The sequence below is a fragment of the Paenibacillus sp. FSL H8-0548 genome, assembly GCF_038630985.1.
Taxonomy (GTDB): domain Bacteria; phylum Bacillota; class Bacilli; order Paenibacillales; family Paenibacillaceae; genus Pristimantibacillus.
On record NZ_CP152049.1, the window covers coordinates 4,768,877 to 4,781,715 of the forward strand.

A 12,839-nucleotide genomic window follows, 5' to 3' on the forward strand; every position below is an offset into this window, starting at 1 on the left:
CTTCATGTACTTGTCATACATTAATCTAATCGATGGCTTAAGATTTAGAAATGCATTTACCGTAAGCGGTCAAAATTCAAGGTTAAGACGACTTTTTTGCAACCTATAAAAATCCACCTGTCCACAGCGTTTATAGAACGAAAATCCAAATAACCCTCCACAGAAAACTCTGTGGAGGGTTTTACACTTCATATGCATTGCTTGGTTTGAGTACTAATGAAGAACTTTCCAAAGCCGTACAAGTGCGACAGCAGCTTCAGCTCTCGTAGTTAATCCATACGGTACAAATTGATTGCCGCTTCGTCCTACTAGAATTCCGTGCTCACTGACAGCTTCTATATCAGCCTTAGCCCAGGCTGGGATGCTTGCATCATCAGAGAAGAATGGACTTTCTGTACTGCCAGCATTCCATTTCATTGACCTTGAGATCATCGCAGCCATTTCTGACCGGTTTACCGATTGCATTGGCCGTAACTTACCGTCGGAATACCCCTCTAGGATTCCTTCATCTACTGCTGTCGGAATCATCAATCGCGCCCATTCAGGTATACTGTCCTTGTCGCTGAACGGCAAATCCTTTTTATCATTACTGATATTGATTTGGAGGGTCCGCATCAGCATAGCCGCAAACTCCGTTCTTGTAACGTAGTGATCGGACACAAAGGAATGTACTGAAACTCCCTCAACGATTCCCAGGCTTGCCGCTTCACAAATATCAGATTTTGCCCAGTGATTCTCAACATCTGTAAATAGACATGCAAAATCAGTTGAGCCTGTATCCTTATTCGCAATACGATTAATCGATACGGTATAAGTTCTAGAGGCACCATTCTGGGCTTGGACTATAATCCTAAGCACATTGGCTCCCAGCGCCAACTGCACGTTTGTCGTCTCACTAATGCGATTGCCATTCAGTTTGACAATTGCCTTAGAATCAGAAGAAGTCAATTGCAGTTCTACTTGGTCCACGTCTGTCTCTACGTTATATTCCTTAATCCCAGGCGTGAAGGCAGACGATAAAATGAGTTCCTTGCCAGCTACAATTACCTTTAATGCAGCTAAATCGGCATTACTTGATCCATTACTTGATTCCGTTGATGATGATACCTTGTACAACACACTAACCGCAGCGGATTGGCCTGCCACCTCTACTCCGTTTAGATAAATCGTTAATAGATGGGTTTTAACCGCTTGAGTCGTGTTTGATGGAAGTGTTACCGTGGCTTCCGCGCTCGTCTCACTTCCCACATTGGCCGCAGCAGTTTCGACTCCATCTACATAGATCTGGATGGTCTGACCGATCAGATTGCTGCCTGCTATTGTAGCTATAATGCTGCCTCCCGAACTTTCCACGCTGGCTGGATGAGCGGAAATACCCGTGATCACAGGCACATCCACGGTAAAGCTCGCACTTGCTGCGTCCAGCTCATTATGATTGGCGTTTCTGACCACATTTCCAGCAACATGCAACTCATAATCCCCATCTTTCAACAGGTCATTAAAACTTAAGGTAAAAGTGTGTGAGAGCTCATCATAGCTTGTTGTATAGGCTGAGAATACCTCTCCATCCTTCTGCATGCTGATGAGCTGCAGTGCATCCCCTCCATGTAACTGGGCTCCACCGGCAATCCAATATACCGCTTCGGAAACCGAAACCGTAACCTCTGTAGGTTGAACAATAAACCGTTGTTTATCTGTAAAGTTTCCAAATGTGACAACCGGCTTGGTTGTATCATATTGTAACAGCAGCGTATTGGATATCGTATTAAGATTGCCTGCCGCATCCGTTACAGTTCCGGCAGCCACCGTTATCTTCACAGCTTGTCCGCTAGTCGTCGGGCTAACGGTAGCCTTATACGTCGAGGAGGTCACGGCAACTAAATCCGATACGGTTCCATTCTCAATCACCATATCATTCTCTGTGAAGCCATGGATAGGTTCACTAAAGGAGATTGTCACAGGGAAAGAAGCGTTGACCGTACTGCCTGACGAGCTGGAAACGACTGCAGTCGGGGCAGTGTTATCCAGAACAAAAGGATTGGAAACCTTATCGACCACATTGCCGACTTTGTCTGTGGCTCGAATGTGTAAATACCAATTGCCAGTACCACTGGCTTGACTTAGCGTATCTCCATCACTGAAGTCCGTCCATCCGCTGGAAGGGACAGTGGTGCTTTGTGTCCACGCATATTTCAAGGAAGCAGAGTCGATGCCGCTCTGCGTATCGCTCACCGTCACCAAACTAGCTGCGGACGTCGATGCCGCCGCACCGCCATTGGTGCTGAATTGCACGACCGGAGCCGTTGAATCAATCGATAGCGTAATCGTATAGGTTTTACTCAGCTGTAAATATGGTTCGACTCGGACAAGTACATCCATGTCCGAGATCACTCCCGCAATGTTGATCGCCTTCGTACTGCCGCTCGTCACCAGCTCATTATTCACATACAACTGCGAGTAGGTCGTATCCTCAAGTGTCGGTGTCACATGGATACTAGGCAGCGATTGTCCGTCATAATAATAGGTGTAGGCTGTCACGGTAGGATCAAAGGACTGCGTGAATCCCCCTTCCTGCAACATTAAGCTGCTCAAATTGGTATTACCGGGTACGGTCGTTTCGCCGTCGGAATTCCGCCCCCAAGCGATGACCGTTCCATCCGCTTGTAATGCGAGCGAATGATAATTCCCCCCAGCAATCGATACGACATCATTTAAGCCGTCCGGTACGCTGCGCTGATTATAATTATTTAGTCCCCATGCAACCAACGTGCCGTCCGACTTTAGTGCAAGTGAATGGTTTGCTCCCGCAGCAATCGCTACGACATCACTTAATCCCGCAGGGACGCTGCTTTGACCATAAACATTATTTCCCCATCCGACTATAGTGCCGTCTACCTTCAGCGCAAGCGAATGAAATTCGCCTGCAGCGATCGATACCACATCGGTTAATCCTGCTGGTACGGTCGTATCACCATAAATAGTGCTACCCCATGTCACCACCGTACCGTTCGATTTTAATGCCATTGAATGAAAATAACCTGCAGCAATCGATACGACATCGCTTAAGCCCGCAGGTACGCTGCTTTGACCATATAAATCATGTCCCCATCCGATGACAGTACCGTCCGATTTCAGCACGAGCGAATGAAGTGCTCCAGCGGCGATCGATACCACTTTGGTTATTCCAGCCGGCATGATTGTTTGATTATAATCGTTGTTTCCCCACCCAACCACAGTACCGTCCGATTTTAGCACCAGAGTATGATAGTCACCGGCGGCGATCGATACGACGCCGCTCAAGCCTACCGGTAGTTCTCTTTCTCCAGACGCATTCCTTCCCCATCCAACGACAGTGCTGTCCGCTTTTATCGCTAGGGAGAAGCTTCCTCCAGCGACGATCCGGTTACCTTTCACAGGCAAATCCAGCCCTGTTGGTACGGATGTTTGACCTTTACTGTTATCTCCAAACGCAAGGATCGTGCCATCCACTTTTAGCACCAGCGAATGTTTTTCTCCTCCCGCGATCGACATCACTCCGGTTAGTCCTGCCGGAATGCTCGTTTGACCATTACCATTGAGGCCCCATCCGACTAAGGTTCCATTCGATATTAGTGCGAGAGAATGAAGTCCTCCCCCAGCGATCGACGTCACTCCGGTTAGTCCTACCGGAACGCTCGTTTGACCATTACCGTTGAGCCCCCATCCGACAACAGTGCCGTCTGATTTGAATGCGAGCGAATGAGCCTCTCCCGCGGCGATTGACACCACTCCGGTTAGTCCAATCGGCACGCTCGATTGGCTAAAATCGTTGTAACCCCATGCGACGACGGTGCCGTCCGATTTTAGAGCCAGCGAATGATATCCTCCCCCAGCGATTGCCACCACATTCGACAGTCCAGCTGGAATACTCGTTTGACCATAATCATTGAGACCCCATGCGATTATAGTTCCGTCCGATTTTAGCGCCAGTGAATGACCGTATCCCGCGGCGACCGACGCCACGTCGGACAATCCTGCCGGCACGGTCGTTTGACCGTGATTGTTTTCTCCCCATGCGACAACAGTACCATCTGCTTTTAAAGCGAGTGAATGATTGTATCCCGCGGCAATCGAGGCTACATCTGACAATCCTTCTGGCACGGTCGTTTGACCAAGACTATTGTCACCCCATACAACAACAGTGCCATCCGCTTTTAATGCGAGCGAATGAAAACCTCCCGCAGAGATCCGTACCATTTGCCGACTCTCAGTCACTATCTGAGCTGCATCTGCCGTATAGAGATTGAATGGAACGATCAAGCTGAACAACAATACAAACACCAAAGAACGGCGAACAGTCTTTCTCCATTTAATAGATAACAATTTTTCACCCGCTCCTTCATCCATATTCATTATTAATACGAAATCCCTCCAATGGAAGCATAACAAAACGCTATGAAAGAATTATGAAAGAAAAGGGGGTTATATACGAAATTAAAAAAAGGGCTGGGGGATCACCCCAATTAATCATTTGCGTTTTGGGCGCTGCGCGAGTAGATCATCTAAACTCCAATGCGCAGCTATCCTTGCAGCATCCTTAGCCGTGTACGACCCGGAACTCGCTAGATCATGCACTAAAGCTTCCGCTAGATGAAGGAGAAGCGTCTACACTGCACTTCGTACAATGAAAACCTCACATGAGAGCTGATTCAGAACTCTACATTGTAATTTTGCAGGAGAATGAGCTCCAAACCAACAAATATCGCCCTAGAATAGACAATCTATTGTAAAAACTACAGTATTCGTTCCTTGTTAGGCTAGTAACGTCGATTACGTTGTACAAACTGCAGCGTAGCCTCTTCCTATAGCACTGAACCCATCGAACTAGTACGACCATTCTAAGAGCTGGACACTTGAAATCATTGCCGCTTTTATTGAGCGCGAGTTTAATCATCGCTACTCGCTACGTTGGATGATGAGTCAGGTCAGGGGCTGGCAGGAAGATCAGCAGTATTTTGAAAATAATATTCATTGCCGCTAGATTCATATATTATGGTAAAATATGATTAATTAAATTCACTATTGGAGTTTATAGCGGTAGGAGGAACAAAATGGACGAAGTATTGTGGGAAGGAAAGCCCTTCAATTTTGGATTTCCTAGCTTTACAAAATATCAGATTACAGAATCAAGAATTATAGTGGAAAAGGGAATCTTAACAAAGAGACGTGATGAAATCCGCCTCTACCGGATCAGAGATATTACTTCAAAACGAAGCTTATGGGAACGGATCCTCAGAATAGGAGATATCACGGTATTTTCATCCGATACAAGCCATTCCGAATTTAAGCTTCTCAATATAAGAAAACCTACTGAAGTAGCAGACTTGCTAGGATCCGCAGTTGAAAAATCACGTATTAAGCATCGATCACTAGAGATTGCCGGTACTATGGAATAGACAGCTATATGGCTTTGCTGACCTCCCTTTCTCCTGCTACAAAGAGAGGTGCCGCAGCAGCCATCAATGTGGACTGACCCCTAGCTGTCACCCAAAAACCCTTAGCAAAGTTAACATTTACGTCTATACTCAGTGAATCTCGCTATCAATGGGAATGAAAGAAGATGGCTCCTGACGAATTCAGGAGCCATCTTCTTTTTACTTAACACATCTTATTGAGTGTCCAGACATTGGCTGATTCTCATTAAACGATTCATTCCTTACAGCCTTTCTATCAAAGCTAGTACAGGTTCTTTCACCTGTGCTTTTTCTTCCTGTCTCTGGCTATATAAGTTGAACTTAAGTTTTAGAAACCTATGGTAGGGAAATAACGACCTGCATGTCGAATAAGAAAGAAATTAATTTGAACAGGCAGGTATGAACATTATCAAGCGTTGTATGTAGATCTTAAAGGAAAATCAGTCAAGGACATCGCCGATTTCTTTGGTTCAACTGATAGAGTTGGGTTAGTTCGTTTAGGAAATAGCGCGATAGGACGAGGCTACGCTGCAGTTTGTATAATGTAATCGACGTTACTTGCCTGACTCGATACGTACACTGTAGTTTGTGCAATAGATGGCCTATTCTAGGGCGATATTCGTTGGTTTGGAGTTAATTCTACTGCATAATTACAATGTAGCCATCTGAAACGGCTCTCATGTGAGGTTTCTAGTGTACAAAGTGCAGGCTAGGCTGCTTCTCATTAAACGATATACCTTGAACCAAGGTGAAACGGCTATCGCCGTCCTTCGGCGGCGCCAGCGCGTTTCATTCCGGAGAAATATAGAGAAAGTATGGTGAAATGATCTACTCGCGCAGCGACCAAAACGTAAATGTTTAGTTCAACTTATATAGATGTCAACTGATTACGTTCAATTTTATCCATTGCTTTCGGTGCTTCCTTCTTTTAAATCTAAATTTCCTGCTTCAAAACTTGTATAACGAGGTAGTGTGTTATACAATGTCAATTAATGGAGGTGCATTTGAAATGGATAAGGAACTAATGAAAGGCAGCATCGATATTCTGATATTGTCCGTGATCTCAAGACAGGATACCTACGGATATGCGATTATACAGCAAATAAAAAGAAATAGTGACGACGATTACAGTATGAGTGAAGGTACACTTTATCCCGCATTAAAACGGCTCGAAGGGAAAGGCTATCTTCAATCATACTGGGGAGAGTCCGATGAAGGCGGGCGTCGCAAGTTTTATCGGATAATGGAACATGGGCAAACGGTGCTTGAGCATAAGCTGCAGGAGTGGAAGACAATCACGAAGCTAATTGGAACTGTAACGGGGGGAATGGCATGAAGCGGCTGGAACTGTATGCTAAAAGGATTGTTAAAGGTCATGGGGTATCCGAAAAGGAAGAAGATGAACTATTTGATGAAATATTCGATCATCTGCAGCAGCTCAAGAAACAATACTTAAACATAGGCTATCGTGTAGAGGATGCAGAAAAATGTGCAATCTACGATTTTGGTGAAGAGAAGGAGCTGCGGAATAAGCTGGTGGCAGCTATAAATCCCCTCCAACGGTTATTTAAGGGACTAGCCTGGTCGGCTGCAGTTATTTACATCCTTACCGTAATTAAAATTTTATTTATTGGAACGGTTACTAGGTTGATGTATGGAGAATTCATAAACAATGGAATTACGCTTCAATTTGGCAAGAGATATGGAGGCACTCTAAACATTATTCCCTTTAAATCGACAGCTAATTATATTATGAATTTTACCCAGTATAATCCCGATATCATTTTTAATAATCTAGTTGGAAATATGCTATTGTTTGTTCCTTTTGGATTGCTGCTTCCTTTATTGGCAAAGAAAAAAATTACTCTGTCTCGATTTCTCTGCCTATCAGTCGTCGCAGCTGTATTGCTTGAAGGCGTTCAACTGATAACTCGGCTTGGAGTCGCAGACATCGATGATGTCATTTTATATGCCATCGGTAGTTTGATTGGGTTCGGTTGTTTTCATTTGATGGGGAAAGGACGGCGTTATTGGAGGACCAAGCAATACGAATGGAAACGAATCGGTCAGTAAACACCGTAGTATCATCCTCAGCGTGCGGCTTTGGATTAAAGAAGTACATTCGAAACTTAATGACTCATTCATCTGATTCTGTAACTGAGATTACAGAATCTTTTGGATTTATTTGATAGACTATAGTCAATGCCACTCTAGCATCCTGTATAATAGAAGCAGCAGTGAGCTAAAAAATTCAAACCAAAATAGGAGGAATTTGAAATTCATGTTTAAATTTCGTACGATCTTCACACTGGCACTTTTATTGCTTTTTGTAGCTGTCCCTACGCTTGCTATGGCGGATGGTGCCGAGTCGGCAACCCCGACTAAAGTTACAACGATTAACTATCTGGCACTCGGTGATTCGCTGGCTTTCGGCATAACTCCAGAAGGACAGCCTGGAAATGGCTACCCTGATTTTCTAGCAGCTTCATTACAATCCTTAAATCTTTTACAATCGTCTAATAAAGGCTTCTCCTATCCTGGATATGCGACAGCAGATATTTTAAAAGACTTAAAAGAAAATGTATCCAAACCTATTCTTGGAATCGGTCACCAAAATCAACAAGCTGAACTTCATCATTCCATTGCCGAAGCTAACCTTATTACCATTAGTATTGGTTCAAATGATGTATTGCCTAACATTAAAATTGATCCAGCATCTGGAACCCCGACTTTTAATTTAGCAGATATCACTGCTGCGATTCAGAATGTAGGAGTAAACTACAGTCAGATTTTACAAGGCATTTATACGATTAATCCCACTGTTCAAATCTATGTGATGGGCTATTATAATTCATTCCCTTATCTTGCTGCAGAATACCAGCCACAACTTGGACAACTGCTGGATGGCCTAAATGGAGCTATACAGGCTGGTATGAAAGGCACTACAGCTATTTATGTGCCCACAATGGATATCATCTCGAAGGATTATCCAACCTACTTGCCAAACAGCTCTAATATTCATCTGAGCGAAGCTGGATATAAAGCAGTGGCAGAAGCATTTGGCAAACAGCTGCTAGCTGACAATTCAGGATCATCTGAAGGTGATGTACCCACTCCACAATTCTCAGATATCGATCAACATTGGGCGAAACCCTTTATTGAACAAGCAGTAGAAGCAGGAATTGTATTCGGTTACTCGGATGGCACATTCAAACCAGAAAAAGTATTGACACGCGCAGAAGCTACATCGCTTTTGGTACGTGCATTCGGTCTGAAAACAGACCAAGCTTCTCCATTTAAAGATATACAACAATTTAATTCAAATACTCAAGCTGAAATTGCTGCCGCTTATCAGTTCGGGATTGTTAAAGAAAATGACGGATTCTTTAAGCCAAACGAACCAATTAAGCGTGCTCATCTAGCGCTTATGGTAAAGCGTTCTTATGAACTTGCCAAAGGCGAGCTCTACTCTGCAGCTGCACTTGCTCCTTACTCCGATATTGCAAGCTTAGATACAGAAACGCAAACTGCCATCTCGATGCTTCATGAATTTGAAATTATAAGTGGAACAGACGGTAAGTTTATGCCAAATGACCCGACGACTCGTGCACAAGCTGCGAAGATATTTGTAAACTATTCTTCGTTGATGAAATAGGCCGTCTTCGCTTCATTTTAAGAACATTCCTCTATACTTCCTCGCCTATGTAGGCTCATTTACTCGTTTTGTATGCAATTAGGGCGGAAACTTTCCGCCCTAATTGTCATATCGCAGCCACTTCTTCCCGTATCCCGAACAGCCGCGTCAGGATTCAATATGATCTGGGGTATTCGCCCCTTACCGTCAAGCAGCGGAAGCATCAGGTACTAGGAATGGAAAGTCTAGCTCGAGCAATAATTTCATCTATAAAGCAGCTGACAGTGCTGGTTAAATACGAGTCTTTGCGCCGTATAAAAATCGTCGTGATTTCACGATAGGGCTCGGCCACAGGATGACAAAATACGGTACCACTAGCAGCCAGATCGGCAATGGATGATTCCGGAATAATCGTTATGCCTATGCCAGCAGCTACGCTGCCTATAATCGTCCCAAACGTTCCAAACTCCATAATCTGCTTAGGAATAATACCTTCCGCCTTTAGCCAGCCCTCCAGCCTTTCGCGATAACCACAGCCTTTATTGTATAACAACAAAGGCTTAGTTCTTATATCCTCCGTAGAAAAACTGCTTCCTTTAGTGACGATTACCAGCTTTTCTTGAATAACCTCAATCTGTTCAATTAACGGATGCTTGATGGGACCTGAAACAAACGCTCCGTCGAGCTTCATATCAACGACCTTATCCAGTAGAAAATCTGTTACTCCTGCTTTTAATGATATTTCAACATTTGGATACTTGCTATGATAGGAGGATAAAATATTGGGCAAAGCAGCCACCGTCTCCACGATACCAATTTCGAGTACACCGGAAGGGGAGGATTTATCTAAAAAGCTGCTCTTCATCTTCTCCATTTTTGATAATATGTCTCTCGTATGCTCCAGCAACCGTTTTCCTTCCGTGTTTAAGATCATCCCGCGCTTGTGCCGATAAAACAGTGACGTCTGAAGCTCTTTCTCCAGCAGCTTAATTCTTGCTGTTACATTCGATTGAACGTAATTCAGCTCTAATGCAGCTTTGCTGACACTGCCATGTGCTGCAACAGTCTGAAATATTTTCAAATCATTAAACTCCAATACGATCCCTCCCCCGCACTCCGATATGATGATCTCCGTTTCTTTCTATCATTATAAATGATGATAAACTTTATTTACAATCATTTTACTAAAGCATTATAACTCCCTATCATTAGTCTTACACCATAACACGGCAAATTTCAGCTAGGGAGAGAGAGTATTCATGCTTACGAAAAAAATCATCATTGGGTCAGTGCTATGCCTCATCGCAAGTATGTCTTGGGGAGCAATGTTTCCTGTTGCACATCTTGCTTTACAACAAATTGATCCGTTCTATTTCTCGTTTATCCGCTACTTCATTGTTGGTATCATCCTCAGTGTGCTGCTTTGGTTTAAAGAGGGAAAGTCGGCATTTCGCTTGGAAGGAAGGGGCAAAGCTTTATTGTTTTATGGAACGATGGCATTTACGGTCTATAATATGTCAGTCTTTCTCGGACAGCAGCTCATGGGGGAGTCAGGTACGATAGCCGCCTCGATTATGGAAGTGCTTATGCCCATAATATCCATCATGGTCTTGTGGATTACTTATAAAACCACTCCAAAAAAATACATGTTTACGAGTACAGCTATCGCATTAGCTGGAGCGTTGCTAGTCATCACTAATGGAAAAATGACTTTTTTCATGATGGCAGGGCAGCATCTTTTTCCGCTAATGCTCATTTTCGCAGGAGTTGTCGGGTGGGTAATCTATTCCATGGGGGGAAGTCGGTTTAGAGATTGGTCGATATTGCGCTATTCTACTTTAACCTGCTTGCTAGGAAGCGCCGTTTCTTTTGTCATTGTTGCAATCGCATCCTCCGCGAATCTGCTTCCTGTTCCAACCTGGCAAACGATACTCTCGATCAAATACGAAATGTCCTTTATGATCCTATTGCCAGGGCTAGTGGCCTTGCTCAGCTGGAATTTAGGGATCAAGTTATTATCGCCGCTGAATGGCATATTGTTTATCAATTTCGTTCCGATTACCACGTTTATCATTATGGCTTTTCAAGGCTACAATATCAGTGTTTATGAATTTTTCGGGACACTGCTCATTATCTTTGCACTAATACGAAACAATGCCTATCAGAGAAGCACAACCCGCCAAGATCGAGCTATCAAGCCTGATCTGACTATTCATAAGAAAGAAACTTTCAAAGATTCATTCGTCTAATTTGGCGGAGGATGCCAAGTCGGCATGCCTTCAGAGAAGCAAAGAAAAGAAGACCAGCTCTCCCGGAAACAGAAAGCCTGCCTCCTTGCGATAGTGTATATTTTTTAAAACCTACTCTTACGGCTGACTAACCAGCATATGATAAAGGCCTTTATCCATCATGAGCTGCTCATGAGTACCTGACTCTGCGATAACCCCTTGATCCAGAACGAGAATGCGATCTGCATGCCGAATGGTGCTCAGTCGATGCTCGATGATGAGAGTTGTGCGATCTTTCAGTATCGTACTCATATTCCGCTGAATCGTCTTCTCGGATTCATTGTCGAGCGCACTCGTCGCTTCATCGAAGATCAGAATTCGCGGATTTCCAATCAGTGCCCGCGCTATGGAGATGCGTTGGCGCTGCCCGCCGGATAGGCTTGCCCCCCGCTCTCCTACCTTTGTGTCGTAGCCATTCGGAAATGTCATGATGAATTCGTCGGCTCCTGCAAGCATGGCGGCCGCCATCACCTCATCCATCGAAGCAACGGTGATAACTTGTCCTCCTGCCCCTATTTCCCCGCACCGCCGGTTGTTTCTTTCATTTCCATTTCCGTCAACGGCTTCTCCAAATCTTCAATCTTGAAATCTTTTGATTCGTTCTCATTGGACATTGTTATTATTCCTCCAGTAAATTAAGTTTTTTAATCTCGATAACACGTTTCTTACATAATTAAGATTCCCCTCTTGCTTTCGCACATTCTACTATCCGAACGTAGCAACTTAGTCGAATTCAGGTATACTTTCGTTCTCCTCACAGATAAAAAAAGAAGACAAGCTCTCTCCTAAGAGAAAACTTGTCTGATTATAATCATAATGTCTTTTTAATTGCTTCTTGACCGTTAGATACCGATTCCCTAACGTTTCGTTGTTTACTATGTTCATCTAACCCAGCAGGTTTAAGTTTGCTTCTTCAAGTGAAGGTATAAGAAATTTATGATCGATTGGCGATGACATCACGATTAGAATCGTATAGGTCCCGTATTTATCACATTGATTTCCGAACTCCTCGAGGGCTTTTGTGGAGTCTGTCATTACTTTTAATAAGTAGTTATGTTCCCCACTAATACGGTGACATTCGACAACATCGGGAGTTGAGCGGCAGAAATCAAGAAATGCGTTACAATCCCTCGAATGAATCAGCATATAAGCAGCAGCATGTTTTCCAATTTTTTCAGGGGAAACAATGGTGCGATACTCGCTGATGATCCCCTTCTCTTCCATACGCTTAACTCTTTCTGTTACTGCGGGTTGTGATAGGCCAACACATTTCCCTAGTTCCGTCATAGAAATTCTCGCTTGGCTTTGAAGGTGAAAAAGGATTTTCTTATCAACGTGGTCCATCAAAACCACCTCCTTTAAATTTAAGGTTTTCCCTTCGAACTAACTTGTCTTTACTTGTTAAAAGGCTAATTTAACTTAGTTGCCTTATGTAATCAAGGTAACTAAGTTTATATAATATAA

Annotated in this window: 8 protein-coding genes and 1 pseudogene; 5 read left to right on the top strand and 4 right to left on the bottom strand. The window is 43.8% G+C overall.

All coding sequences use genetic code 11. The features are described 5' to 3' along the window. Window positions 1–213: 213 nt before the first annotated feature. Complete coding sequence (locus tag MHI37_RS20850; protein ID WP_076338323.1) at window positions 214–4,392, bottom strand: S-layer homology domain-containing protein; 4,179 nt, start codon at window positions 4,390–4,392, stop codon at window positions 214–216. A 698-nt stretch (window positions 4,393–5,090) separates the two neighbouring features. On the opposite strand from MHI37_RS20850, the gene MHI37_RS20855 reads away from it, so the two are divergent. From MHI37_RS20855 to MHI37_RS20870, 4 genes are all read left to right on the top strand, one after another. Beyond that, a complete protein-coding gene (locus tag MHI37_RS20855; RefSeq protein ID WP_076338322.1) occupies window positions 5,091–5,435 on the top strand; it encodes a PH domain-containing protein in 345 nt (114 codons plus the stop codon). Between the two features lie 1,027 nt (window positions 5,436–6,462). Beyond that, a complete protein-coding gene (locus MHI37_RS20860; RefSeq protein ID WP_076338321.1) occupies window positions 6,463–6,789 on the top strand; it encodes a PadR family transcriptional regulator in 327 nt (108 codons plus the stop codon). Beyond that, complete coding sequence (locus MHI37_RS20865) at window positions 6,786–7,526, top strand: VanZ family protein (RefSeq protein WP_076338320.1); 741 nt, start codon at window positions 6,786–6,788, stop codon at window positions 7,524–7,526. Before MHI37_RS20860 ends, MHI37_RS20865 begins: the two co-directional genes overlap by 4 nt. A gap of 208 nt (window positions 7,527–7,734) precedes the next feature. Next, window positions 7,735–9,108, top strand: a complete 1,374-nt coding sequence (locus MHI37_RS20870) for an S-layer homology domain-containing protein (protein WP_076338319.1) — start codon at window positions 7,735–7,737, stop codon at window positions 9,106–9,108. Window positions 9,109–9,310: 202 nt separating this feature from the next. On the opposite strand, the gene MHI37_RS20875 is transcribed toward MHI37_RS20870, so the two are convergent. Further along, window positions 9,311–10,183: a LysR family transcriptional regulator gene (locus MHI37_RS20875; RefSeq protein WP_076338318.1), complete on the bottom strand. Its 873-nt coding sequence runs from the start codon at window positions 10,181–10,183 to the stop codon at window positions 9,311–9,313. A gap of 163 nt (window positions 10,184–10,346) precedes the next feature. Here MHI37_RS20875 and MHI37_RS20880 point away from each other — a divergent pair, with 163 nt between their 5' ends. Continuing rightward, on the top strand, window positions 10,347–11,336 hold the full coding sequence (locus MHI37_RS20880) for a DMT family transporter (RefSeq protein ID WP_076338317.1): 990 nt from the start codon (window positions 10,347–10,349) through the stop codon (window positions 11,334–11,336). Between the two features lie 117 nt (window positions 11,337–11,453). Here MHI37_RS20880 and MHI37_RS20885 read toward each other — a convergent pair. Both MHI37_RS20885 and MHI37_RS20890 read right to left on the bottom strand, forming a co-directional pair. Then, window positions 11,454–11,861, bottom strand: a pseudogene (locus tag MHI37_RS20885) (ATP-binding cassette domain-containing protein); the annotation flags it as partial. Window positions 11,862–12,260: 399 nt separating this feature from the next. After that, window positions 12,261–12,719, bottom strand: a complete 459-nt coding sequence (locus MHI37_RS20890; protein WP_076338315.1) for an Lrp/AsnC family transcriptional regulator — start codon at window positions 12,717–12,719, stop codon at window positions 12,261–12,263. Window positions 12,720–12,839: the final 120 nt, after the last annotated feature.

What these genes read in the sequence shown, in the direction of transcription:
- MHI37_RS20870 (WP_076338319.1), top strand. Translation starts at nt 7,735, where the DNA reads ATGTTTAAATTTCGTACGATCTTCACACTGGCACTTTTATTGCTTTTT.
- MHI37_RS20850 (WP_076338323.1), bottom strand. Translation starts at nt 4,392, where the DNA reads ATGAATATGGATGAAGGAGCGGGTGAAAAATTGTTATCTATTAAATGG.
- MHI37_RS20865 (WP_076338320.1), top strand. Translation starts at nt 6,786, where the DNA reads ATGAAGCGGCTGGAACTGTATGCTAAAAGGATTGTTAAAGGTCATGGG.
- MHI37_RS20855 (WP_076338322.1), top strand. Translation starts at nt 5,091, where the DNA reads ATGGACGAAGTATTGTGGGAAGGAAAGCCCTTCAATTTTGGATTTCCT.
- MHI37_RS20890 (WP_076338315.1), bottom strand. Translation starts at nt 12,719, where the DNA reads ATGGACCACGTTGATAAGAAAATCCTTTTTCACCTTCAAAGCCAAGCG.
- MHI37_RS20880 (WP_076338317.1), top strand. Translation starts at nt 10,347, where the DNA reads ATGCTTACGAAAAAAATCATCATTGGGTCAGTGCTATGCCTCATCGCA.
- MHI37_RS20860 (WP_076338321.1), top strand. Translation starts at nt 6,463, where the DNA reads ATGGATAAGGAACTAATGAAAGGCAGCATCGATATTCTGATATTGTCC.